Raw genomic sequence first — 23,803 nt, 5'->3', positions numbered from 1 at the left:
CAGTGCTCCCGATGCTCAGGACTCGCGCAGCGAGCGGCCGGTCTTGGTGAGGAAGACGTCGTCGAGGCTGGGGCGGTGCAGCTCGATCGAGCGCAGCTCCAGCCCGGCGTGGTCGAGGCGGCGCAGCACCTGCGGGATGGCGGTGGCGCCCTCGTCGACGTAGAGGCGCAGGCCGCCCTCGTCGGCGGTCTCCAGCTTGCTGACGTACGCCTCGGTGTCGAGCAGTTCGGCGGCCTGCGGGGTGGTGGCGGCGTCGAGGCCGACCAGCACCACCTCGCCGGAGATCTCGCGCTTCAACTCGGCCGGGGTGCCCTCCGCGACCACCTCGCCGTGATCCATGATCGCGATCCGGTCGCAGAGCGCGTCGGCCTCGTCGAGGTAGTGCGTGGTGATGAAGACCGTCATGCCCTCGGCGCGCAGCCGGCGGATCTCGTCCCACATGTGCGCCCGGCTCTGCGGGTCGAGGCCGGTGGTGGGCTCGTCCAGGAAGACGATCTTCGGCTCGTGGATGATGCCGAGCGCGATCTCGACCCGCCGGCGCTGCCCGCCGGAGTAGGTCTTGCACTTGCGGTCGGCGTACTCGCTGAGCTGGAAGGCGTCCAGGGCCCGGGTGGCGCGGCGGTGCGCGTCGGCCTTGCCGATGCCGTAGAGCCGGGCGTGCAGCACCAGCTCCTCGCGGGCGGTGGACTCGTCCCAGGTGCTGCCGCCCTGGGCCACGTAGCCGATGCGCCGGCGCACCTCGGCCGGGTCCTTGCGCAGGTCGGCGCCGGCGATGGTGGCCTCGCCGCCGTCGGGTTCGATGAGGGTGGCGAGCATCCGCAGGGTGGTGGTCTTGCCGGCGCCGTTGGGGCCGAGGAAGCCGAAGATCTCCCCCTCGGCCACTTCGAGGTTGACGCCACGGACCGCGTCCACGGTCTTCGTCTCGCGACCCGCGCGGGAGCGGAACGACTTCCGCAGCCCCCTGGTCTCGATCATGTCTGCTCCTGGTCCTCCGGGCCGGACGCGACCGGCCGCCGATGGTCCGCGAGGAGGACGCACGGCTCCCCCACGGCTCGCGCAGAGACTAACGCGATATAACTCTTGTGGTCAACGTTGATTATTCCGCGTTGGGAGCGCCGGCCGTCCAGCCCGACCATCCCTCGGCCTGCTCCAGCCCAGCAGGCAGGTACGACACTCCGGACTCGATCCGCTCGGCGATCCGCTCGCACCAGGCCATCTCCGCCTCGGCCCGGGCCAGCCACAGCTCGAACATCCAGCCGACGTGCACCGGCTTGCGGTTGCGCACCCAGTCCGAGTCAAGTGAGGCGCGCATCGACTCGACGCCCGCGCGGATGAGGTTCGCCCGGTTCCGCAGCGCCGCCGCCGCCTCGTCGCGCGGCATCGCCGGCAGGAACGAGAAGGCCGCCACGAACGGGTCCGGCGGCTCGTTGAGCTGCCACCACTGGGCCCGCAGCAGGGTCTCGAACTCCTCGTCCCCCTTCGGCGTCACCTCGTAGGTGGTGCGGGCGGGGCGGGCGCCGACCTGCTCGACGGAGACCGTCCGGAGCAGGCCCTCGTCGGTGAGCTTGCGCAGGGCGTGGTAGATCGAACCGGGCTGCACGTTGGCCCACTTGTCCGCGCTCCAGCTCAGCAGCTCACGGCGTACGTCGTAGCCGTGCACCGGCTGCATCCACCGCACCAGGCCCAGAATCATCATCCGCGTTGCCGACACCGGACAAGCGTAATAGCCAAATTTGACTACAGTGCGGCATCCCACACTGAGCGATCGTTAGGGCCGAATCCCCGGCCGATACACTCCCGGCAACGACCTCGGGAGGAGCCACCAAGGTGCGCAAGGTACTCATCGCCAACCGCGGCGAGATCGCCGTCCGCGTCATCCGCGCCTGCCGCGACGCCGGCCTGGCGAGCGTCGCCGTCTACGCGGACTCCGACCGGGACGCCCTGCACGCCACCCTCGCCGACGAGGCGTACGCCCTGGGCGGCGACACCGCGGCCGACAGCTACCTGCGGATCGACAAGCTGATCGACGTGGCCGGCAAGGCCGGCGCCGACGCGGTGCACCCCGGCTACGGCTTCCTCTCCGAGAACGCCGACTTCGCCCAGGCCGTCCTCGACGCCGGGCTGACCTGGATCGGCCCCACCCCGCAGGCGATCCGCGACCTCGGTGACAAGGTGACCGCCCGGCACATCGCCCAGCGGGCCGGCGCGCCGCTGGTCCCCGGCACCCCGGACCCGGTCGGCAACGCCGACGAGGTGATGGCCTTCGCCGTCGACCACGGCCTGCCGGTCGCCATCAAGGCGGCCTTCGGCGGCGGCGGGCGCGGCCTCAAGGTGGCCCGCACCATGGAGGAGATCCCGCACCTGTTCGAGTCGGCCACCCGCGAGGCGGTCGCCGCGTTCGGCCGGGGCGAGTGCTTCGTCGAGCGCTACCTGGACCAGCCCCGCCACGTCGAGGCACAGGTCCTGGCCGACCAGCACGGCAACGTGATCGTGGTGGGCACCCGGGACTGCTCGCTCCAGCGCCGGCACCAGAAGCTGGTCGAGGAGGCCCCCGCGCCGTTCCTCACCGAGGCCCAGCGCCGGCAGATCCACGACAGCGCCAAGGCGATCTGCCGGGAGGCCGGCTACCACGGCGCCGGCACCGTCGAATACCTGGTCGGCGTGGACGGCACCATCTCCTTCCTAGAGGTCAACACCCGGCTGCAGGTCGAGCACCCGGTGACCGAGGAGACCGCCGGCATCGACCTGGTCCGCGAGCAGTTCCGCATCGCCGACGGCGAGAAGCTGCGGTTCACCGAGGACCCGACGCCGCGCGGGCACGCGATCGAGTTCCGGATCAACGGCGAGGACCCGGGCCGCAACTTCCTGCCCGCCCCGGGCAGCATCACGGCGCTGCGGCTGCCCACCGGCCCGGGCGTCCGGGTGGACACCGGCATCTCGGCCGGCGACGTGATCGGCGGGAACTTCGACTCGCTGCTCGCCAAGGTGATCATCGTCGGCGAGACCCGCACCGAGGCGCTGGAGCGGGCCCGCCGCGCGCTGGACGAGATGGTCATCGAGGGCATGGCCACGGCGCTGCCCTTCCACCGCCTGGTGGTCCGCGACGAGGCGTTCACGGCCGAGCCGTTCACCGTGCACACCCGGTGGATCGAGACGGAGTGGAACAACACGGTCCCGGCCTTCACCGCCCCCGCCGGCGCCGTCGAGGGTCCGGCCGAGCGCGAGACCGTCGTGGTCGAGGTGGGCGGCAAGCGGCTGGAGGTCACCCTCCCGGGCGGCCTCGGCGCGGGTACGGCGACCGCCGCGCCCGCCGCGAAGAAGCCGGCCCGCCGGGGCGGCGGCGCCAAGGCCGGCGCGGCGGCCAGCGGAGACGCGCTCGCCTCGCCCATGCAGGGCACCATCGTCAAGATCGCCGTGGCGGACGGGGACACCGTCGCCGAGGGCGACCTCGTGGTGGTCCTGGAGGCCATGAAGATGGAGCAGCCCCTGCACGCCCACAAGGCCGGCACGGTCAGCGGCCTGTCCGCCGAGGTCGGCGCGGTGATCACGGCGGGCGCGGCCATCTGCACCATCTCCTGACGTCCGTGGCGGTCCCGCCGGCCGGGGTGGTTTGGGCCACCAGCGGCGGCGGGACCGACCGCGAGCAGGAATGATGGCCGGGTGCGGTTCCTTCATGGCGCGGTTCCCGCGCACGACCTGACCTACAACGACGTCTTCATGGCGCCCAACCGTTCGGAGGTGGGCTCCCGGCTCGACGTCGACCTGGCCGCGGCCGACGGCACCGGCACCACCATCCCGCTGGTGGTGTCGAACATGACCGCGGTGGCCGGCCGGCGGATGGCCGAGACGGTGGCCCGACGCGGGGCCATCGCGGTGATCCCGCAGGACATCCCCATCGAGGTGGTGGCGAACGTCGTCGCCTGGGTCAAGCGGCGGCACCTGGTGCACGACACCGCGATCACGCTCGGCCCGAGGGACACCGTCGGCGACGCCATCCACCTGCTGCCGAAGCGGTCGCACGGCGCGGTGATCGTGGTCGACGAGGCCGGGCGCCCGCTCGGCGTGGTCACCGAGGCGGACACGGTCGGGGTGGACCGCTTCGCCCAGCTCCGGCACGTGATGTCGACCGAGCTGCACACCGTGCCGGCGGACGCGGACCCGCGTACCGGCTTCGACCGGCTCTCGGCGGGCCGGCGGCGGCTCGCCCCCGTGGTGGACGCCGAGGGGCGCCTGGTCGGGGTGCTGACCCGGTCGGGCGCGCTGCGGGCCACGCTCTACAAGCCGGCCGTCGACGACCGGGGCCGGCTGCGTGTGGCCGCCGCCGTGGGCATCAACGGCGACGTGACCGGCAAGGCGGCGGCGCTGCTGGAGGCCGGGGTGGACACCCTCGTGGTGGACACCGCGCACGGGCACCAGGAGCGCATGATCCAGGCGCTGCGGGCGGTCCGCAAGCTCGACCCCGGTGTGCCGGTGGCGGCGGGCAACGTGGTCACCGCGGACGGCGTACGCGACCTGGTCGAGGCGGGCGCCGACATCATCAAGGTCGGCGTCGGGCCGGGCGCCATGTGCACCACCCGGATGATGACCGGCGTGGGCCGCCCGCAGTTCTCCGCGGTGCTCGACTGCGCCGCGGCGGCCCGCTCGCTGGGCCGGCACGTGTGGGCCGACGGCGGCGTACGCCACCCGCGGGACGTGGCGCTGGCGCTCGCGGCGGGCGCCTCGAACGTGATGATCGGCTCCTGGTTCGCCGGCACCTACGAGTCCCCCGGCGATCTCTACACCGACGCCGACGGCCGGCGTTACAAGGAGAGCTTCGGCATGGCCTCGGCCCGCGCGGTGAGCGCGCGGACCGCCGAGGACAGCGCGTTCGACCGGGCCCGGAAGGCGATCTTCGAGGAGGGCATCTCGTCCGCCCGGATGTACCTGGACCCGACCCGGCCGGGCGTCGAGGACCTGATCGACGAGATCATCTCGGGGGTGCGCAGCGCGTTCACCTACGCGGGCGCGCGCAACCTGGAGGAGTTCCACGAGCGGGCGCTGGTCGGCGTGCAGAGCACCGCCGGCTACACCGAGGGCATGCCGCTGCCGACGAGCTGGTGACCCGGCGGCCGGGGCTCTCCGCACAGCGGGCGGGGGCCCCGGCCGTCAGGGGAAGAGCCGGCTGATGACGGTACGCGCGGCGGCCTCCGGGTCGGGGCCGACCCGCGGCGGCAGGGCGCCGGAGAGCCAGAGCGTGGCGAAGCCGTGCACGATCGACCAGGCCGCCAGGGCGTCGACGTCCGGGCCCCGCCCGGTGCGCCGGGCCACGCCGGTGCGCAGCAGCTCGCCGGCCCTGGTCCGGGCGGCCACCACCTCGGGGTCGTCGGCCCGGTAGAGGTCGGGTCGGAACATCACCTCGAAGTGCGCCCGGTGCCGGACCGCGAACCCCACGTACGCCACCCCGGTGTCGACCAGGTCGTCGCCGGCGTCGCGCAGCGCCTCGGCCAGCAGCTCGAAGCCCTGGGCGGCGAGCGCGGTGAGCAGCCCGGCCTTCTCGCCGAAGTGGTGGGCGGGTGCGGCGTGCGAGACGCCGGCCCGGCGGGCCAGGTCGCGGAGGCTCAGCGCGGCCGGGCCGGACTCGGCCATCACCTCCACCGCCGCGTCGAGCAGGGCGCGGCGCAGGTCGCCGTGGTGGTACGCGCGGGACTGGCTCATGCGCACCACTCTAACTTGCCATTGACAAGATGGCCTCCCGCGACCCAATCTTGTCGTCGACAAGTTCCTCCCCCGGGAAGGCGTACCCATGGCACCCCTGATCGCCCTGCTCGCCGGCACCGCGGCGGCCCGGCTCGCCGGCCTGTCCGGCGTCGCCGCCCTCGACTGCTGGCACCCCGCCCTGCGGGTCGGCCTGGCCCTGATGTTCGTGCTGACCGGCTCCGCCCACTTCCTGTCCCGCCGCGCCGACCTGATCGCCATGGTGCCGCCCCGGCTGCCCCGGCCCGACCTGCTGGTCACCCTCACCGGCGTGCTCGAACTGCTCGGGGCGCTCGGGCTGCTCCTCCCGGCGACCGCGCGTCCGGCCGCCGCCGGCCTGGCGCTGCTGATGCTGGCCATGTTCCCGGCCAACGTCTCGGCCGCGCGCCGCGGACTCACCCTGGCCGGCCGCCCGGTGACCCCGGTCGGCACCCGGACGGCGCTCCAGGTGCTGTTCGTCGCCGCCGCCCTGGCCGTGGCTTTCGGCTGACCGCGTAAATAGTTTGGGGCCTGATGGTTCGGGGGCTAACCTGACGCCCGTGAACATGGGACCGCTCGTCCGCTTCCCCGACGCGCTCCAGCACGCGCCGCTCGGCCGGCTCATCTCGATCGCCGGGCACATCGTCGAGCAGCACTGGGGCCGCTACCTCGCCGAACACCACGGGCTCACCTCCGCCGGCATGCGGGTGCTGCTCGTCCTGCTGCGGGCCGGCGACAGCACCCACCGGGAGATGGCGGAGCGGTGCTTCGTCCGGCCGGCAACCCTCACCGGCATCGTCGACACCCTGGAGCGCGACGGCTTCGTGGCCCGGCGGCGGGACCCCGACGACCGGCGCAGCGTGCAGCTCAGCCTGACCGACAAGGGCCGGGAACACGCCCTCGCCATCATCGACCTGATCCACAGCAACCGGCCGCTCACCTCGGTCGACGCCGACCCCGCGAAGCAGGCGGTGATCCGGGAGTTCCTCACGGAAATCATCACGAGCATGTCCGACGGGGACCTTCGCCGGTTGAACCGGAACAGCGAGTCCGACACCGAAGACCCATCGGGGAGCCGTCCGTGCTGATCCGCCTGCTCCGTACCCACCTGCGCCCGTACCGGCGGTTGCTGGCCGCGGTGGTGGCCTTCCAGTTCGTCGGCACGATGGCATCGCTCTACCTGCCGAGCCTCAACGCCGACATCATCGACCGGGGCGTGGCCCTCGGCGACACCGACCAGATCATGCGTACGGGCGGCTGGATGCTGCTCGTCAGCCTGCTCCAGATCGCCTGCTCGATCGTCGCCGTCTACCTCGGCGCGAAGACCGCCATGGGCTTCGGCCGGGACGTCCGGGCCGGCATCTTCGCGCACGTCAACAGCTTCTCGGCCCGCGAGGTGGCCCGGTTCGGGGCGCCCTCGCTGATCACCCGGAACACCAACGACGTCCAGCAGGTGCAGATGCTGGTGTTGATGAGCTGCACCATGCTCGTCGCGGCACCGATCATGAGCGTCGGCGGCGTGGTGATGGCGCTCCAGGAGGACGTGGGCCTCTCCTGGCTCATGCTGGTCTGCGTGCCGGTCCTGGCGATCACGCTCGGCCTGATCACCCGGCGGATGGTCCCGGGCTTCCGGCTCATGCAGACCCGGATCGACACGGTCAACCGGGTGCTGCGCGAGCAGATCACCGGCATCCGGGTGGTCCGGGCCTTCGTCCGCGAGCCGTACGAGACCGAGCGCTTCCGGGTGGCGAACACCGACCTCACCGAGACCGCCCTGCGGATCGGCCGGCTCCAGGCGCTGATCTTTCCGGTGGTCATGCTGGTGCTCAACGTCTCCAGCGTCGCCGTGCTCTGGTTCGGCGCGGAACGGGTCGACTCCGGCCAGATCCAGGTCGGCGCGCTCACCGCCTTCCTGCAGTACCTCATGCAGATCCTGATGGCCGTCATGATGGCCACCTTCATGCTGATGATGGTGCCCCGCGCGGCGGTCTGCGCCGAGCGGATCGTCGAGGTGCTGGACACCGAGTCGTCGGTGGTGCCGCCGGTCGAACCGATGATCGCGATGACCCGCCGCGCCGAGCTGGAGTTCCGCCGGGTCTCCTTCCAGTACCCGGGTGCGAGCGCGCCGGTGCTGCACGACATCTCGTTCCAGGCGCGCCCCGGCCGGACCACGGCCATCATCGGCTCCACCGGAGCCGGCAAGACGACCCTGCTCACCCTGATCCCCCGGCTGGTCGACCCGACCGCCGGCGCCGTGCTGGTCGACGGGGTGGACGTGCGGCTGCTGGAGCCCGACGAGGTGTGGCGCCGGATCGGGCTGGTGCCGCAGCGGCCGTACCTGTTCAGCGGCACCGTCGCCAGCAACCTCCGCTACGGCAACCCGGACGCGACCGACGCCGAGCTGTGGTCGGCGCTGGAGATCGCCCAGGCCCGGGACTTCGTCGCGGAGATGCCGGGCGGCCTGGAGGCGCCGATCGCGCAGGGCGGCACGAACGTCTCCGGCGGCCAGCGGCAACGGCTCGCGATCGCCCGCGCGCTGGTCCGCAAGCCGGAGATCTACCTTTTCGACGACTCCTTCTCCGCGCTCGACCTCGGCACCGACGCCCGGCTGCGGGCCGCGCTGAAGCCGGTCACCGCGGACGCGGTGGTGGTGATCGTGGCGCAGCGGGTCTCCACGATCATCGACGCCGACCAGATCATCGTGCTCGAGGACGGGGGCGTCGTCGGGATGGGACGACATGACGACCTGCTGGTGACCTGCCCGACGTACGCCGAGATCGTGGCGTCCCAGCAGACGGCGGAGGTGACGGCATGACCGCCGTCCCCGGGCAGAAGCCGGCGCCGGAGACGAAGGCCGACGGGGGGTCGCCGCAGCGGTTGCCGGCGGCGGCCGCACGGCGCGGCGGCGGCGGGCCGCCGTGGATGGGCGCCGCCATGCCGGCGGAGAAGTCGATGAACTTCGGGCCGTCCGCCCGCCGGCTGCTGGGCCGCCTCCGGCCGCACCGGTTCTCGCTCACCGCGATCATCACCCTGGCGGTGGCCAGCGTCGGCGCGAGCGTGATCGGCCCGAAGATCCTCGGGCACGCCACCGACCTCATCTTCGCCGGGGTGGTCGGCCGGCAGATCCCCGCCGGCACCACCCAGGAGCAGGCGGTGGCGGCGGCCCGGGCCGCCGGCAACGAGAACTTCGCCGACATGCTGGCCCGGATGGACGTGGTGCCCGGTACGGGCATCGACTTCACGGCGCTGGGTCGCACGATCACCCTGGCGCTCGCCCTCTACCTGGGCGCCAGCCTGCTGATGTGGTGGCAGGGCTGGCTGCTCAACGGGGTGGTGCAGCGCACCGTGCTGCGGCTGCGCGCCGAGGTGGAGGAGAAGCTCAACCGGCTGCCGCTGCCCTACTTCGACAAGCAGCCCCGTGGCGAGCTGCTGAGCCGGGTCACCAACGACATCGACAACATCTCGCAGACCCTGTCGCAGACGCTCAGCCAGCTGCTCAGCGCGCTGCTCACCGTGGTCGGCGTGCTGGCCATGATGGTCTGGATCTCGCCGCTGCTGGCCCTCGTCGCCCTCGTGGCGGTGCCGCTGTCGGTGGTCGTCACCCAGCAGATCGCCAAGCGGTCGCAACGCCGGTTCATCGCGCAGTGGCGGCACACCGGTGAGCTGAACGGCCTGATCGAGGAGACGTACACCGGTCACGAGCTGGTCAAGGTCTTCGGCCGGCAGCGCGAGGCGCAGGCCGCCTTCGCGGCCAAGAACGAGGAGCTGTTCCGGGCCAGCTTCGGTGCCCAGTTCATCTCCGGGATCATCATGCCGGCCATGATGTTCGTGGGGAACCTCAGCTACGTCGCGATCGCCGTGGTCGGCGGGCTGCGGGTGGCCTCCGGGTCGATGAGCCTGGGCGACGTGCAGGCGTTCATCCAGTACTCGCGGCAGTTCACCCAGCCGCTCACCCAGATCGCCTCGATGGCCAACCTGCTCCAGTCCGGGGTGGCCTCGGCCGAGCGGGTCTTCGAGGTGCTCGACGCCGAGGAGCAGGCCCCGGACCGGCCCGCGCCGCCCCGGGTCACCGGCCGGGTCGAGTTCGAGCACGTCTCGTTCCGCTATGACCCGGACAAGCCGCTCATCGACGACCTCTCGCTGGTGGCCGAGCCCGGGCACACGGTGGCCATCGTCGGCCCGACCGGCGCCGGCAAGACCACCCTGGTCAACCTGGTCATGCGGTTCTACGAGCTGGACGCCGGCCGGATCACCCTGGACGGGGTGGACATCGGTTCGATGAAGCGAGCCGAGCTGCGCGGCAAGATCGGCATGGTGCTCCAGGACACCTGGCTCTTCGGCGGCACCATCCGGGACAACATCGCGTACGGGCGGCCGACCGCCACCGAGGAGGAGATCCTGGCCGCGGCCCGGGCCACCTTCGTGGACCGGTTCGTGCGCAGCCTCCCCGACGGCTACGACACCGTGATCGACGAGGAGGGCAGCAACGTCAGCGCCGGCGAGAAGCAGCTCATCACGATCGCCCGGGCGTTCCTCGCCGAGCCGTCGCTGCTCATCCTCGACGAGGCGACCAGCTCGGTCGACACCCGCACCGAGGTGCTGCTCCAGCGGGCCATGGCGGCGCTGCGCACCGAGCGGACCAGCTTCGTCATCGCGCACCGGCTCTCCACCATCCGCGACGCCGACCTGATCCTCATGATGGACCAGGGCCGGATCGTCGAGCAGGGCACGCACGACGAGCTGGTCGCCGCGAACGGCGCCTACGCCGAGCTCTACCGGTCGCAGTTCGCCGGCGCGGTGGTCGACGAGGAGGCCGCCGCGCCGCTGCCGGCCGGCGGGCCGCCCGGGCGGCCCGGCGGTGGACCGCCCGGACGGCCCGGCGGACCGCCCGGGAAGCCGGCGGCCGCGCCGGCCGGGCGCTGACGTGAACACCACGAGCGGCGGCCCGGCCGGGGCGGCCCGCCGGCGGTCAGCCGGGCGGGAGCAGGTCGGCCGAGCGGGCGGCCACCACGGCGCCGATCAGCGCGAGCGCGTCGGCCGCCGGCAGCGGGTCGAGGCCGCGCCCGTCCCGCAGGCGCAGGGCGACCGATCCGTCGGCAGCCTCCCGGCGGCCGACCACCCCGACGTACGGCACTTTGCGCCGGGCCGCGTCGCGGATCCGGGCGCCCAGCGAGCCCGCCAGGTCGACCTCGGCCCGCAGCCCGGCCGCCTCGGCCCTCCGGCACAGGTCGACGGCCGCCTCGGCCTGCCCGTCGTCCACCGGCAGCAACACCAGCTGCACCGGGGCGTACCAGGCCGGGAAGGCGCCCGCGTGCACCTCGATGAGGTACGCGAAGAGCCGTTCCATGCTGCCGACCAGGCTCCGGTGCACCATGACCGGCCGCTTCCGGCGCCCGTCCGCGTCGGTGTACGACAGGTCGAACCGCTCCGGCTTGTCGAAGTCGAGCTGGATGGTGGAGAGGGTCGACTCCCGGCCGGCCGCGTCCACGATCTGGATGTCGATCTTCGGGCCGTAGAAGGCGGCCTCGCCGGGGCCCTCGTGGTGGTCCACCCCGTCGAGCGCGGCGCGGAGCAGCTCCTCGGCCCGCGCCCAGTCGGCGTCGTCGCCCACGTACTTCTCCCCCGGCCCGCGCAGCGACAGCCGGAACCCGGCCGGCCTGACGCCGAGCGCGGCGTGCGCCTCGCGGATCAGCCCCAGGATCTCCCGTACCTCGTCGCCCACCTGCTCCAGGGCGCAGAAGTTGTGCGCGTCGTTGAGCGAGATGGCGCGCACCCGGGACAGCCCGCCCAGCACCCCCGAGCGTTCCGGCCGGTACATCCCGCCGATCTCGGCGACCCGCAGCGGCAGCTCCCGGTAGGAGCGGCCCCGGGCGCGGAAGACCAGCGCGTGGTGCGGGCAGAGCGCGGGGCGCAGCACGAACTCGTCGTCGGCGCTCAGCCGCAGGGGCGGGAACATGTCGTCGGCGAAGTAGCCGAGGTGGCCGGAGAGCTCGAACAGCTCCCGTTTGCCCAGCGGCGGCGAGTAGACGTGCCGGTAGCCGGCCCGGCGCTCCAGCTCCCGCACGTGCTCCTCGACGGCGTGCCGGGCGGCGGCCCCGGCCGGCAGCCAGATCGGGAACCCGGCGCCCGCGAGGGGGTCCGAGACGAACAGCTCCAGGTCCCGGCCGAGCCTGCGGTGGTCGATCATGTCGCTCTCCTTGATCGGGTACGACCCGGAGGCGAGCTGACCCGGAACGCCGCGAGGCCCCGGGGCGGATCGCCCCGGGGCCTCGTCGACGGAAACGTCAGTGCGGCGCGCCGGGGATACCCGGCGTCGTGGTCACCACCGCGCTACGCATGCGGCGACGGTACGCGCGGCGACGCGGCGGACGCACCTGGATTTCGCGACGCACCCGGACCCGGTGCGGTGGGGGCGGGTCGCCGGCACGGGACCTGCCGGCGACCCGCGGCGGCCCGGCCGTCGGGAACGGGGGACCCGACGTCTCCGGAGCCGCGCCCCGACAACGGTACGCCGCGGATCGACGATCCGCCGCCCGCCCCGGCGCGGCGCGACGCCCCGACGGATCGTCACATTCGGCGGCGCCGCATCGTTGAACACCAGTGGCCTGCTGGTGTCGGCCGTCACCGCGGGGCAGGGCTGGTCGCGGTGACGCGGGACACGCCGTCAGGCTCGGTGCGGTACAACGGGGAACTCCGGCGAGGTGGCGGTCGTGGCCGAACTCATCTCTGACGTCGCGTCGCCCACCTGGGCGTACGCGGTGCTGCTCACCCTGCTCGTCGCCGACGCCTTCGTGCCGGTGGTGCCGACCCAGGTCGTCATGATCACCAGCGGTGCGCTGACCGTCTACGGCGGACTCAGCCTGCCGCTGACCATCGCGGTCGGCGCGCTCGGTGTCTTCGCCGGCGACCTGGCCTGCTACCTGCTCGGGCGCACCGCCCCGACCCGCCGCGAGCCGCGACACGCGACCCCGGGACGGGCCCGGCGGGCCGCCGCCCGGGTCACCCGTGGGCTGCGCGAACCGGGGCCTCTGGTGATCCTGCTCTGCCGGTTCGTGCCCGGGGGCCGGATGGCGGCCTGCTTCTCGGCCGGGCGCAGCCGCTACCCGTACCGCCTCTTCGTCCTCTATGAGGCGGCAGCGGCCATCTGCTGGGCCGCGTACGGGACGCTGGTCGGGCACCTCGGCGGCGCCGCGCTGACCGAGTCGGTGTGGCGGCTGCTGCTGATCGGCGGGGCGGCGGCGGCCGGGTTCGCGGCGGCGGGCTGGGCCATGACGGTGATCAGCGCCCGCCACCGCCCCGAGGCCGAGGTGACGGTCGAGGAACCGACGGCGGCTTCCTGACCACCGCGCCCGCTGCCTCTAGGGGGCGACCCTCGGATCGAAGTGGGTGGCGGTCCCGGATCCGTTTCGGGCGGTTCCGGCGACAGGCTGAGGCATGCCTGGAACCCGGAGCAGTGGTCTGCTGGCCCTCGGCGGGATCGCCCTGGCGGCGGTGCTCGCCGTCCTCGGTCACCTCGAGGTGAACGACAACCTGAGTCCCTGGTCGCTGACCGTCAGCGACTTCGCCGTATCCGACCGGGGCGGCGTCATCGACACGGCCATGGCCGTGCTCGCGGCGGCCACGCTCGTCCTCCTGCCGGCGCTGCTCCGGGCCGGCGCGGGCCGGCTCGCGGGGGCGCTGCTGGTGGCCTGGTCGGCCGGCCTGATGGCCGCCGCGGTGGTGCCCACCAACGAGCCGGGGCTGCCCATGGACGTCGCCGCCTACGTGCACCGGTACGCCTCGGTGGTGGCCTTCCTGGCCCTGCCCGTCGGCGGCTGGCTGCTCGCCCGGCGGCTCGGTGGGCGGGCCGCCGGGTGGGTGCGCGGGCTCGTCCTGACGAGCCTCGTGCTGGCCGCCACGATGATCTGGTCCGCCTACCCCGGCGACCGGCTGCTGATCGGCCTGGTCGAGCGCCTGCTCATCCTCGCCGAGGTCGCTCTGCTCGCGGTGGTCGCGGCCACGCTGGCCGGGCGCCGGACCGGCGCGGCGGCGGCGCCCCGGGGCGGGGAACACCGCCACCTCGCCGAGGTGATGCTGCGGGAGCGGGAGCTCACTCCAGCTCGTGGAGCATGAGCTGGCGGGCGGCCTCGGTGATCGAACCGGACAGGCTCGGGTAAATGGTGATGGTCTGGGCCAGCTCGTTGACGGTGAGGTTGTTCTCCACCGCCATGGTGATCGGCAGGATCAGCTCGCTGGCCTTCGGCGCGACCACCACGCCGCCGATCACCTGGCCGCTGGCCGGCCGGCAGAAGAGCTTCACGAAGCCGTCGGCCAGGTCGTCCATCTTCGCCCGGGCGTTGCCGGAGAGCGGCAGCATCACCTGGCGGGCCGGGACCTTGCCGGCGTCGACCTCGTCCTGCGAGACGCCGACGGTGGCCAGCTCCGGGTCGGTGAAGACGTTCGCCGCGACGGTACGCAGCCGCAGCGGCCGGACCGCCTCGCCGAGCGCGTGCCACATGGCGATCCGGCCCTGCATGGCGGCGACGCTGGCCAGCGGCAGCACGCCCGTGCAGTCGCCGGCCGCGTAGATGCCGGGCACGTTGGTCCGGGAGACCCGGTCGACCGTGACGTAGCCGCCCCGGGCCAGCTCGACGCCGTACTCGGCGAGGCCCAGGTCGGCGGTGTTGGGGATCGAGCCGACCGCGATCAGCGCGTGCGAGCCGGCGACCACCCGGCCGTCGGCGAGCACCACCTCGACGCCGTCGCCGATCCGGCGGACCGCCTCGGCGCGGGAGTTGTTGAGGATGGTCATGCCCCGGTTGCGGAACACCCGCTCGATCGCGGAGGCGGCGTCGGCGTCCTCGTGCGGCATGACCCGGTCCCGGCTGGAGACCAGCGTGACGTCGACCCCCATGGCCAGGTAGGCGCTGGCGAACTCGGCGCCGGTCACGCCGGACCCGACCACGATCAGGTGCTCGGGCAGCTCGGGCAAGTCGTACACCTGGCGCCAGGTCAGGATGCGTTCGCCGTCGGGCACGGCGGTGGGGAGCTGGCGCGGGGTGGCGCCGGTCGCGATCAGCACGGTGGTGGCGGCCATCGAGTACTCCTCGCCACCGCCGGCCGGGGTGACGATCACCCGGTGGGTGTGACCGAGGGTGTCCTCGCCGAGCCGGGCGGAGCCGGCGACGAACTCGACGCCGGCCTTGACCAGCTTGGTGTGGATGTCGACGGACTGGGCCAGGGCGAGCCGCTTGACCCGCTCGTGCACGGCCCGGGCGTCGACCGTGACGGCCTCCAGCCCGTCCGAGTGCACCCCGAACTCCTCGGTGTCCCGGTAGCCGGTGACCACCCCCGAGCTGGCGATGAACGTCTTGGACGGCACGCAGTCGGAGAGCACGCAGGCGCCGCCGGCCCCCTCCGCCTCGACCACGGTGACATCGGCGTCGAGCTGGGCGGCGACCAGCGCCGCCTCGTAGCCGGCCGGCCCGCCGCCGATGATCACGATCTGGCTCACTGAGCCATCCTTTCGTTCGCGACTGCGGGGCTTTGCTCCGCTGCGCTCCTCGCGCTCACCGCGCTCGCCCCCGATCAATGCTCACAGTGACTTTCTTCTCCCCGTCGCGCTCGACACGCACCGTCGTATTCTCCCCCACCCGTCGGCCGGGCTATCGTCATCGCCGTGCGTCTTTACGCCGCCTACGGCTCAAACCTGGACCCCGCCCGCATGCGTGCCTACTGTCCGCATTCGCCGATGGTGGGCACCGGCTGGCTGGAGGGGTGGCGGCTCACCTTCGCGGGCGAGGACGTCATCGGCTGGGAGGGCTCGGTCAGCACCGTGGTCGAGTCGCCGGGCGACCGGGTCTTCGTGGCGCTCTACGACATCCACCCCTACGACGCGGCCCAGCTCGACGAGATCGAGGGTGTGACCTCCGGGACGTACCGGAAGCTGACCGTGCGTGTCTCGACGCTCGACGGGGACGTGACCGCCTGGGTCTACGTCTTCGACGGCTACGAGGGCGGCCTGCCGACGTCGTGGTACCTGTCGGAGATCGCGAACGCGGCGGAGAAGGCGGGCGCGCCGGACGACTACGTCACCGAGCTGCGGTCCCGCCCCACCGGCACCGCGTCCGCGTAGCGCGTCTCCCACCTCTCCAGTCTGCTCCGGCCGGATCCCCGATCGGGCGGCGGCCCCGCGGCGGGTCGCGTATCACACACCTGCGGCTGGGACGTTCCGCTCGTACATGTCGGTCCAGCGCGCCTCGGCCAGCCCGACCGAGCGGTAGAGGGTGACCGGGGCGGTCGGGTTGGCCAGGTCGACGCCGAGACCGGCCCCGGACCGGCCCTTGGCGGCGTAGACGGCGAAGGCCCGGCGCAGCACCGCCGCCCCGACCCCGCGCCGCCGGTACGCGGGCAGCACGGACAGCGTCCGCACCCAGCCCATGTCCTGATCGAGCGCCTGATCGGAGGACTGGAGGGCTCCGGCCGGCTCCCCGTCGACCTCGGCCAGGAACCACTCGTCCCAGACCTTGCCGTACGACGGAAGCTGCTCGCGCCACTGGTCGAAGCCGACCGGCTCGTAGTCCGGCGTGTCCCGGAAGGCGGTGTCGAAGATCCGGTGGAACAGCCGCAGGTCGGCCTCGTCGTCGACGCGCAGCGGCCGGACGGTCACCCCGGCCGGGGGCGCCGGCTCGGCGGGGAGGTCGGCCAGCGACCGGGTCATCCGGATGTACCGCTTGAGCCGGGTGAAGCCGGCCTCGACCAGCTCCTCCGCCCACCGGGTCTCCGGCGCGAAGACGGCGGTCCGGGCGGCGAGCGCGGGCAGGCCCCGCTCGGTGGCCCGCTCGGCGACCCGGTCGAGCAGCCGGGCCAGCAGCGGGGCGCGCAGGTCCACGCCGAGGTCCGGGTCGACGTAGACCTCGACGAACTCCCGGCCCACGCCGGTGGGGTTGCTCAGGATCGCCCAGGCCACCGCGGTGCCGTCCGGGTCGGTGACCAGCCACGAGTCGCGGGCCATGTCGACGAAGGGCGCGGTCAGGGCGTCCTGGACGTCCTCGGCGTCGAAGTCGGGGTAGCCGACGGCGAAGGTGTCGGCGGCGTGCACGACGGCCAGGATCGCGGGCACGTCGTCGAGGGTGGGGCGGCGGGCGGTCCAGCCGGCGGGGATCGTCACGCGGCCGATCCTGACAGCCGCCCCGGCGACCGCGCTCCCCATTTATCCGCGGACGTGCAGTCGCGCGGCGGTGAGCAGGTTGAGCAGTTCCGCGCCCTCGCCGGGGCCGAGCGCCCGGAACGCCGGGGACACCAGCCGGTCGGTCACCGCCTCGGCCCACAGCCGCCGCCGCACCAGCGGCCCCACCGGCGGGTACGGCGGCGACCAGCCGCACGCCGCGGCCCCGGCGTCCCCCTCCGGGCCGGCCAGCACCGCCTCCAGCGGTGTCATCCCGGCGGCCCGCACCGCCAGCAGGTACGCCCCGGCGAAGTGCTCGCGGAGCAGCAGCAGGGCGACGGCCGCCCGGGCGCCCGGTGTGGGGTCGTCGACCGGCATGGCCCGCCAGGCGGCGAAGAGCGGCATGCCGCTGCCGTCCGCCGCGTCGACCACCTGCCGCAGCAGCCCGGCGAGGCGGGACGTCTCCGGAGCGTCCCCCAGGTTGGTGGCGCCCCACCGGCAGCACTCGGCCAGGTTCGCGCCCGCCACCTCCAGGGGCGGGACGGTGCGCACGGCGGCGTCCCAGCCGTCGGCGACGGCCTCGGGTGCGATGAAGCCGAGCGCGGCGGCGACCGTCTCGGCGCGTACGTCGCCGAGCGCGCCGGCCCGGCCGGTGATGTAGAAGGCCCAGCCGGAGATGCCGAGCAGCCGGGCCCGGCGCAGCGTCGACGGGCAGCGGGAGAACGCCTCCCCGAGCTCCAGCACCAGCGGCTTGCTGGCGGCGGCGACCTGCTCCGGGGTCATCGGCGGCACCCCACCGTCCGTCCACCGTGGTCATCCATCACGATCAGTCTGCCTCGTGACCACCCTCCGCGGCATCCTCCTCTTCGGCGTCCAGCGCCTCCAAGGCGGCCTCCACCTCACCGGTGCGCCGGCGGGCGGCGGTGAGCGACCGTTCCGCGCCGCGACGGGCCAGCTTGGCCCGGCTCAGCTCCTGCTCGGCGACGGCCCGGCGGCGCTCCAGCTCGGCCAGTTCGGTCTCGATCCGGTCCAGCGTCGCCGCACCGTCCCGTTCCGCGTCGGTGGCCCCGGTCAGCTCCGCCTCGGCCTGGTCCTGGTCGTCGCGGGCCTTGGCCAGCTCGCGTTCCACGGCCCGGCGGCGCTTCGCCCGCTCGGCCCGGGCCGCCCGCTCGGCGGCCCGCTGGTCGCGCGTGCGCCGGCTCTCGGCGCGCTCGGCCGCCCGGTCGGGTACGGCGGGTTCCTCCTCGCCGCCCCCGGTGACCAGCCGCAACTGCGGCCGGGGCACCTCGCCGAACCCGGCGTAGTGGGTGGATCGCAGCAGCCGGCCGGCGCGTACCTGCTCGGCCACCTCGGTGTCGGAGAGCGCGGCGTTCAACGTCGCCTCGACCTCGCCGAGCGGCAGCTTCCCGACCGGCGGGGCGGCCGGCTCGGCGGCGGCCAGCTTGCGTACCTCGGCGACGAGCGCGCCCACGACGGCCCGGCGCTGCGCGGAGAGCTCGCGGAGCTTGCCGCCGCGCAGGTCCCGCTGCGCCGAGCGGAGCGACTCGGCGAGCTGCGCCAGGTCGGCGACCAGCTCGGGGCGGCGGATCGCGAGCAGGTTGACCAGCCAGGCGGCGACGGTAGGCCGGCGCAGCTTGCCGATCTCCCGGGCGCCCTTCGGGTCACCGGCCCGGCGCGCCTCGGCGACCGCGGCGTCCCGGGCCGCGACGAACCGGTCCGGCGGCGTCGCGTAGAGCCGCTGGACCAGGTCGGGGGGTGGACCGGCCATGCGCGCTCAGGCGTCGATCCGGGTGCCCGGTTCCAGGCGCCGGTACTCGGTCTTCGACAGCGCGGTGTACTGGCGGTCGAGCACGCCGAAGCCGTTGGCGTTGAGCAGCGCGTCGTGCAGGGCGAACGCCCGCCGTGGGGCGACCGCCCGGATGAAGTCGACCACCTCGGAGAACTTCGACCAGGGCGCGTGGATCGGGGCGAAGAGCGTGTCGACCTGGACGTCGTCGGGGACGACGAGCGCGTCGCCCGGGTGGTAGACGACGTCGTTGAACAGGTAGCCGATGTTCTGGACGACGGGGATGTCGGGGTGGATGACCGCGTGCTGTCCGCCGTACGCGCGGACCGCCACCCCGGCCGCGGTGAACGACTCGCCGGGCGTGACCACGGTCAGCGCCTCGGCGGCGTCGCCGAGCACCCCGGTGAGGGAGGCCGGGCCGTAGATCCGGGCGGGCCGCCGGTCCAGCGCCCGGGTCAGCGTCTCGACGTCCACATGGTCCGGGTGCTCGTGGGTGATCAGCACCGCGTCCGCCCCGTCCAGCGCCGCCGGATCGCTGAAGACTCCGGGGTCCACGGCCAGCACTCCCCCGTCGTGCTCCAGCCGGAGGCAGGAGTGGGCGTACTTGGTGAGCTGCATCGTGACTCCTCGATTATCGAATCGTGACGTCCTCAGCGCAGTCTGCCGGAACCGGCGCGGTGTCGCGTCGCGTCCGACGTATCGGTCCCGCAGCGGGGCCGTCGAAGGATCGGAGCGGGGACATGAGGATACGGGACAGCCGCCGCCGGGGCCGGGCGCTCGCGGCGGCCGGGCTGCTGGTGGTGTTGGGCGTCGGGGCCTGCAGCGCGGGCGGCGACTCGGGTGACACCGCCGGTTCGGCCGCCCAGCCGCAGTCGGTGGCGGGTGGGGCGGCGGACCGGGACCAGGCCGCGCCGGAGAAGGCGCAGTCCGGCGCGGGTGGCGCGGACCTGCGGGTCGACCAGCGGGCGATCATCTACACCGGAACGCTCCAGGTGCGGGTGGACGACGTGGAGCGGGCGGCCCGCGAGGCGAGCACGGCGGCGACGGCGGCGGGCGGCTTCGTCGGCGGCGACCAGCGCAACAGCGACTCGGCGGACGCGCGGGCCGAGCTGACCCTGCGGGTGCCGGCGGAGCGCTTCACGACCGTGCTGGAGGCGCTGGTCAAGCTCGGCGACCAGGAGCGGCGCGAGGTCCGCACCGAGGACGTCACCGAGGAGACCGTGGACCTGGACGCCCGGATCGCCACCCAGCGGGCCCGGGTGGACAGCGCCCGGCGGCTGCTGGCCCGGGCCACCTCGATCACCGACCTGGTCACGCTGGAGAACGAGGTGGGCCGCCGGGAGGCGGACCTGGCCTCGCTGGAGGCGAAGAAGCGGCGGCTCGCCGACCTGACCGCGCTCTCCACCATCACGGTGACCTTCGTCGGTCCGGAGGCCGCGGCCGTCGAGGACGAGGAGGACCTCGGCTTCCTGGCCGGGCTGCGGGGCGGCTGGTCGGCGTTCCTGGGCTCGCTGCGGGTGGCGCTCACCGTGCTGGGCGCGGTGCTGCCGTTCGCGGTGGCGATCGGCGTCCCGGTCGCGCTCGTGCTGGCCCTGGCCCGCCGGCGCCGGCGGCGTACGCCGCCGGGAGGCCCGGCGCTGCCGGAGGGTCCGGTGCCTAGCGGGCCGCCGCCAGTGCCCGCAGCGCGGTCTGGACCATGAGGCGTACGCCAACCGGGATGGCGCGCTCGTCCACGTCGAACGAGGCCCGGTGCAGGTCCACGTTGGGCCCGTTCCGGCCGACGCCGAGGCGGGCGAGCGCGCCGGGCACGTGCTCCAGGTACCAGGAGAAGTCCTCGCCGCCCATGCTCTGCGGGGTCTCGGCGATGCCCTCGGGCCCGAGCGCGGCGGCGGTGGCGGCGGTGAGCACGCCGATGGCCCGGGCGTCGTTGGTGACCGGGGGCCGGCCGCGCAGGTATTCGAGGTCGACGGTGGCGCCGGTGGGGGCGAGGACGTCCCGCACCACCTGAGCCACGATCTTCGGGGCCTGGTCCCAGGTGTCGCGGTCCATCACCCGCAGGGTGCCGGCGGCGCAGGCCTCGGAGGGGATGACGTTGTAGCGGGTGCCGGCCGAGGCGTGGCCGAACACCAGCAGCAGCCCGCTGTTGGCCGGCACCCGGCGGCTGACCAGGGTCGGCACCTCGGTGACCAGCCGGCCCAGCGCGTCGACCAGGTCGACGGTCAGGTGGGGGCGGGCGGTGTGCCCGCCGGGGCCGGTCAGCCGGACGGTGACGTTGTCGGCGGCGGCGGTGATCGGGCCGACCCGCAGGCCGACCTTGCCGACCGGCAGGTTCGGGTCGCAGTGGACCGCGAAGATCTGCACCACGTCGTCCAGGCCGCCGGCCTCGATGACCTCCAGCGAGCCGCAGGGCAGGATCTCCTCGGCCGGCTGGAAGATGAGCCGCACGCGGCCGTCGAGTTGGCCGAGGTCGGCGAGCTGGGCGAGCAGCATGCCCACGCCGAGCATCACGGTGGTGTGCACGTCGTGCCCGCAGGCGTGGCAGACGCCGTCCACGGTGGACCGGTACGGCACGTCCTTCGGGTCGCTGAGCGGCAGCGCGTCGATGTCGGCGCGGAGCGCGATCACCGGGCCGTCCGGGCGCCCGTCGATGTCGCAGATGACGCCGTTGCCCTTCGGCAGCAGGCGCGGCTTCAGCCCGGCGAGGGAGAGCTCCCGGTGCACCAGGGCGGCCGTCTCGAACTCCTCGCCCGACAGCTCCGGGTGGGAGTGGATGTGACGGCGGGTGGCGATGAGGCCCGGTACGCGCAGCGCAAGCAGATGGTCGAGTTCCAGGGGCAGGGGCTGGGACCCGGTCGGCGCCTCCGGCCAGGACGACGCCAGCTGGCTGCCGGACGGCAGCGTCAACGCACTCGTCACGTCGAATTCTCGATCACTAGAGATGGATGGATCATCGGGGAGAACAGCAGACAGCCTAGACCTCCGGCGGTGACGCTGCGCAACATCTTTCGCGTAGCGGTCGGACCGCGCAGCGTCACGAATGCCCTGGTGAGAGGGCCCGAATATCTGCGGGACAGCAGGTAGATCGCGGTCGAACGCCGTCATCTGCCCCACACCTCCTACAACGCGTAACCGATTCAACGGTCACCAAAACCCGGGCCGTCGTTCCGAATTGTCGCATTAGTCGCGACAATTAACTGCCGCTCGGACAATTGCGCGACAACGGTCGGCTGTCGGACGACTCCTCACGGTGACATGGCGGCCCCGCGTGCGACCGCACAGGCTGTCCGTCCGGTTCACCCGACCGGGTTACCCGCAATCCCGATCCGCACACGCGCGCCGGCTCCGGCCACGCTGCCCGACGGCTCCGGGAGCGGCGCCCGGGCGGCGTCGCCCGGGGAGGATCCGCACCGAGCCGTCACCGCCCCCGCCGCGTGCGGGGAGACCATCGACTGTACGCCGTAGCACGGCGTACGCCCAGGTCAGAGCGGTCGGGAACGCGACGGCGGCCCGCACCGGACACCGCACGGGGTGCCGGGCGGGCCGCCCTCGTCGACTTAGAACCGGTCGCTCGGCCGGTGGATCCCCCACACGTCGCGCAGCGTTCCGCACACCTCACCGACGGTGGCCCGGGCGCGCAGCGCCTCCCGCATCGGGTAGAGCACGTTGGCGTCACCCTCGGCCGCCGCCCGCAGCTCGGCCAGCGCGCGCTCGACCGCACCGGAGTCCCGCTGGGCGCGCAGCTTGGCCAGCCGCTCCGCCTGGCCGACCTCGATCGTCGGGTCGACCCGCAGCGGCTCGTACGGCTCCTCCTCGTCGATCCGGAAGCGGTTGAGCCCGACCACCACCCGCTCGCCCGAGTCGATCTCCTGGGCGATCCGGTACGCGGACTGCTCGATCTCCCGCTTCTGGAAGCCCGCCTCGATGGCGTCCACCGCCGAACCGTGGTCGAAGACCCGCTGCATCAGCTCGTCGGCGGCCGTCTCCAGCTCGGCGGTCATCGCCTCCACCACGTACGACCCGGCGAACGGGTCCACGGTGGCCGTCAGGTCCGTCTCGTACGCCAGCACCTGCTGGGTGCGCAGCGCCAGCCGGGCCGCCTTCTCGGTGGGCAGGGCGATCGCCTCGTCGAAGCTGTTGGTGTGCAGCGACTGGGTGCCGCCGAGCACCGCGCCGAGGCCCTGGACCGCCACCCGCACCAGGTTCACCTCCGGCTGCTGGGCGGTGAGCTGCACGCCGGCGGTCTGGGTGTGGAACCGCAGCATCATGGACTTCGGGTTCTTCGCCCCGAACTCGTCGCGCATGAGCCGGGCCCAGATGCGCCGGGCCGCCCGGAACTTGGCGACCTCCTCCAGTAGCGTGGTGCGCGCCACGAAGAAGAACGACAGCCGGGGCGCGAAGTCGTCCACGGCCAGGCCGGCGGCGAGCGCCGCCCGGACGTACTCCACGCCGTTGGCCAGGGTGAACGCGATCTCCTGCGCGGGCGACGCGCCGGCCTCGGCCATGTGGTAGCCGGAGATGGAGATGGTGTTCCACTTCGGCACCTCGGCCCGGCAGTAGGCGAAGGTGTCGGCGACCAGCCGCAGCGACGGCTTCGGCGGGAAGATGTACGTCCCCCGGGCGATGTACTCCTTGAGGATGTCGTTCTGGATGGTGCCGTTGAGCGCCGAGCCCGGCACCCCGGACTCCTCCGCCACGAGCTGGTAGAGCAGGAGCAGCACCGAGCCGGGCGCGTTGATGGTCATCGAGGTGGAGACCTTGTCCAGCGGGATGCCGTCGAAGAGCGTCCGCATGTCCTCGATGGAGTCGATGGCCACACCCACCTTGCCGACCTCGCCGTGCGCGATCGGGTCGTCCGAGTCGTACCCCATCTGGGTGGGCAGGTCGAAGGCGACGGAGAGGCCCATGGTGCCGGCGCGCAGCAGCTGGTGGTAGCGGGCGTTGCTCTCGGTGGCGGTGCCGAAGCCGGCGTACTGCCGCATGGTCCACGGCCGGGAGGTGTACATCGTCGGGTAGACCCCGCGGGTGTACGGATATTCACCCGGGCCGCCCAGCCGGGAGTCCAGGTCCTCCGGAAGGTCGGCCGCCGTGTAGACGCCCTTGATCGGGAAACCCGACTCGCTTGACCGCGCTTCGCTCATTACCGGATGGTAGGACGCGGT

The 23,803-nt window shown here is 73.4% G+C and carries 21 protein-coding genes; 10 read left to right on the top strand and 11 right to left on the bottom strand.

Annotation, left to right across the window (positions count from 1 at the left end; all coding sequences use genetic code 11):
* Positions 1-15: 15 nt before the first annotated feature.
* Together ACQP12_RS04040 and ACQP12_RS04035 are read right to left on the bottom strand one after the other, a co-directional pair.
* Positions 16-975, bottom strand: a complete 960-nt coding sequence (locus tag ACQP12_RS04040) for an ATP-binding cassette domain-containing protein (RefSeq protein WP_433285105.1) — start codon at positions 973-975, stop codon at positions 16-18.
* Between the two features lie 121 nt (positions 976-1,096).
* Positions 1,097-1,696 carry a PadR family transcriptional regulator gene (locus tag ACQP12_RS04035; protein WP_433289116.1) on the bottom strand — a complete coding sequence of 200 codons (600 nt, stop codon included), beginning with the start codon at positions 1,694-1,696 and terminating at the stop codon, positions 1,097-1,099.
* 131 nt (positions 1,697-1,827) lie between these two features.
* Here ACQP12_RS04035 and ACQP12_RS04030 point away from each other — a divergent pair, with 131 nt between their 5' ends.
* Complete coding sequence (locus ACQP12_RS04030; RefSeq protein WP_433285103.1) at positions 1,828-3,579, top strand: acetyl/propionyl/methylcrotonyl-CoA carboxylase subunit alpha; 1,752 nt, start codon at positions 1,828-1,830, stop codon at positions 3,577-3,579.
* A gap of 81 nt (positions 3,580-3,660) precedes the next feature.
* Positions 3,661-5,100, top strand: coding sequence for a GuaB1 family IMP dehydrogenase-related protein (locus ACQP12_RS04025; RefSeq protein WP_433285101.1), 1,440 nt, complete (start codon positions 3,661-3,663; stop codon positions 5,098-5,100).
* A gap of 45 nt (positions 5,101-5,145) precedes the next feature.
* Here ACQP12_RS04025 and ACQP12_RS04020 read toward each other — a convergent pair whose 3' ends face one another.
* Complete coding sequence (locus tag ACQP12_RS04020) at positions 5,146-5,694, bottom strand: TetR/AcrR family transcriptional regulator (protein WP_433285098.1); 549 nt, start codon at positions 5,692-5,694, stop codon at positions 5,146-5,148.
* Positions 5,695-5,782: 88 nt separating this feature from the next.
* Here ACQP12_RS04020 and ACQP12_RS04015 point away from each other — a divergent pair, with 88 nt between their 5' ends.
* From ACQP12_RS04015 to ACQP12_RS04000, 4 genes are read left to right on the top strand one after another with little or no spacing between them, the layout of a single operon-like run.
* On the top strand, positions 5,783-6,223 hold the full coding sequence (locus tag ACQP12_RS04015; protein ID WP_433285096.1) for a DoxX family membrane protein: 441 nt from the start codon (positions 5,783-5,785) through the stop codon (positions 6,221-6,223).
* A 55-nt stretch (positions 6,224-6,278) separates the two neighbouring features.
* Positions 6,279-6,800 carry a MarR family winged helix-turn-helix transcriptional regulator gene (locus tag ACQP12_RS04010; protein ID WP_433289114.1) on the top strand — a complete coding sequence of 174 codons (522 nt, stop codon included), beginning with the start codon at positions 6,279-6,281 and terminating at the stop codon, positions 6,798-6,800.
* Entirely contained in the window at positions 6,794-8,527 is a 1,734-nt protein-coding gene (locus ACQP12_RS04005; RefSeq protein WP_433285094.1) for an ABC transporter ATP-binding protein, read from the top strand. The genes ACQP12_RS04010 and ACQP12_RS04005 overlap by 7 nt, the downstream gene beginning before the upstream one ends.
* Positions 8,524-10,635: an ABC transporter ATP-binding protein gene (locus tag ACQP12_RS04000; RefSeq protein WP_433285091.1), complete on the top strand. Its 2,112-nt coding sequence runs from the start codon at positions 8,524-8,526 to the stop codon at positions 10,633-10,635. The genes ACQP12_RS04005 and ACQP12_RS04000 overlap by 4 nt, the downstream gene beginning before the upstream one ends.
* A 46-nt stretch (positions 10,636-10,681) precedes the next feature.
* Here ACQP12_RS04000 and thrS read toward each other — a convergent pair whose 3' ends face one another.
* A complete protein-coding gene (thrS, locus tag ACQP12_RS03995; RefSeq protein WP_433285089.1) occupies positions 10,682-11,899 on the bottom strand; it encodes a threonine--tRNA ligase in 1,218 nt (405 codons plus the stop codon).
* 523 nt (positions 11,900-12,422) lie between these two features.
* On the opposite strand from thrS, the gene ACQP12_RS03990 reads away from it, so the two are divergent.
* A complete protein-coding gene (locus ACQP12_RS03990) occupies positions 12,423-13,052 on the top strand; it encodes a DedA family protein (protein WP_357940900.1) in 630 nt (209 codons plus the stop codon).
* 94 nt (positions 13,053-13,146) lie between these two features.
* Positions 13,147-13,824, top strand: a complete 678-nt coding sequence (locus ACQP12_RS03985; protein WP_433285086.1) for a DUF998 domain-containing protein — start codon at positions 13,147-13,149, stop codon at positions 13,822-13,824.
* Here the strand turns inward: ACQP12_RS03985 and ACQP12_RS03980 are convergent.
* Complete coding sequence (locus ACQP12_RS03980) at positions 13,802-15,205, bottom strand: NAD(P)H-quinone dehydrogenase (RefSeq protein ID WP_357940896.1); 1,404 nt, start codon at positions 15,203-15,205, stop codon at positions 13,802-13,804. The two genes, ACQP12_RS03985 and ACQP12_RS03980, sit on opposite strands and share 23 nt — an antisense overlap.
* Positions 15,206-15,370: 165 nt before the next feature.
* Here ACQP12_RS03980 and ACQP12_RS03975 point away from each other — a divergent pair, with 165 nt between their 5' ends.
* Positions 15,371-15,826, top strand: a complete 456-nt coding sequence (locus ACQP12_RS03975) for a gamma-glutamylcyclotransferase (RefSeq protein ID WP_091260426.1) — start codon at positions 15,371-15,373, stop codon at positions 15,824-15,826.
* A 72-nt stretch (positions 15,827-15,898) separates the two neighbouring features.
* Here the strand turns inward: ACQP12_RS03975 and ACQP12_RS03970 are convergent, their stop codons facing one another.
* The 4 genes from ACQP12_RS03970 to ACQP12_RS03955 are packed head-to-tail and all read right to left on the bottom strand — an operon-like array spanning position 15,899 to position 19,262.
* Positions 15,899-16,861: a GNAT family N-acetyltransferase gene (locus tag ACQP12_RS03970; protein ID WP_433285084.1), complete on the bottom strand. Its 963-nt coding sequence runs from the start codon at positions 16,859-16,861 to the stop codon at positions 15,899-15,901.
* Between the two features lie 42 nt (positions 16,862-16,903).
* Complete coding sequence (locus tag ACQP12_RS03965; RefSeq protein WP_357940891.1) at positions 16,904-17,641, bottom strand: SCO6745 family protein; 738 nt, start codon at positions 17,639-17,641, stop codon at positions 16,904-16,906.
* Between the two features lie 43 nt (positions 17,642-17,684).
* Positions 17,685-18,626 carry a hypothetical protein gene (locus tag ACQP12_RS03960; RefSeq protein WP_433285082.1) on the bottom strand — a complete coding sequence of 314 codons (942 nt, stop codon included), beginning with the start codon at positions 18,624-18,626 and terminating at the stop codon, positions 17,685-17,687.
* 6 nt (positions 18,627-18,632) lie between these two features.
* The gene (locus ACQP12_RS03955; protein ID WP_433285081.1) at positions 18,633-19,262 is read right to left on the bottom strand and encodes an MBL fold metallo-hydrolase; all 630 of its coding nucleotides are present in this window, start codon (positions 19,260-19,262) and stop codon (positions 18,633-18,635) included.
* Positions 19,263-19,384: 122 nt separating this feature from the next.
* Between ACQP12_RS03955 and ACQP12_RS03950 the strand changes: the two genes are divergently transcribed.
* The gene (locus tag ACQP12_RS03950) at positions 19,385-20,344 is read left to right on the top strand and encodes a DUF4349 domain-containing protein (protein WP_433285079.1); all 960 of its coding nucleotides are present in this window, start codon (positions 19,385-19,387) and stop codon (positions 20,342-20,344) included.
* Here ACQP12_RS03950 and ACQP12_RS03945 read toward each other — a convergent pair.
* Together ACQP12_RS03945 and ACQP12_RS03940 are read right to left on the bottom strand one after the other, a co-directional pair.
* The gene (locus tag ACQP12_RS03945) at positions 20,301-21,560 is read right to left on the bottom strand and encodes an amidohydrolase (protein WP_091260439.1); all 1,260 of its coding nucleotides are present in this window, start codon (positions 21,558-21,560) and stop codon (positions 20,301-20,303) included. The genes ACQP12_RS03950 and ACQP12_RS03945 overlap by 44 nt on opposite strands.
* A gap of 638 nt (positions 21,561-22,198) precedes the next feature.
* On the bottom strand, positions 22,199-23,782 hold the full coding sequence (locus ACQP12_RS03940) for an acyl-CoA mutase large subunit family protein (RefSeq protein ID WP_433285076.1): 1,584 nt from the start codon (positions 23,780-23,782) through the stop codon (positions 22,199-22,201).
* Between the last annotated feature and the right edge of the window lie 21 nt (positions 23,783-23,803).

It is taken from the genome of Micromonospora sp. CA-244673 (assembly GCF_050948395.1).
Classification (GTDB): Bacteria; Actinomycetota; Actinomycetes; order Mycobacteriales; family Micromonosporaceae; genus Micromonospora.
The sequence above is the reverse complement of the archived record's forward strand: the minus strand, read 5'-3'. Positions and strand labels throughout refer to the sequence as shown.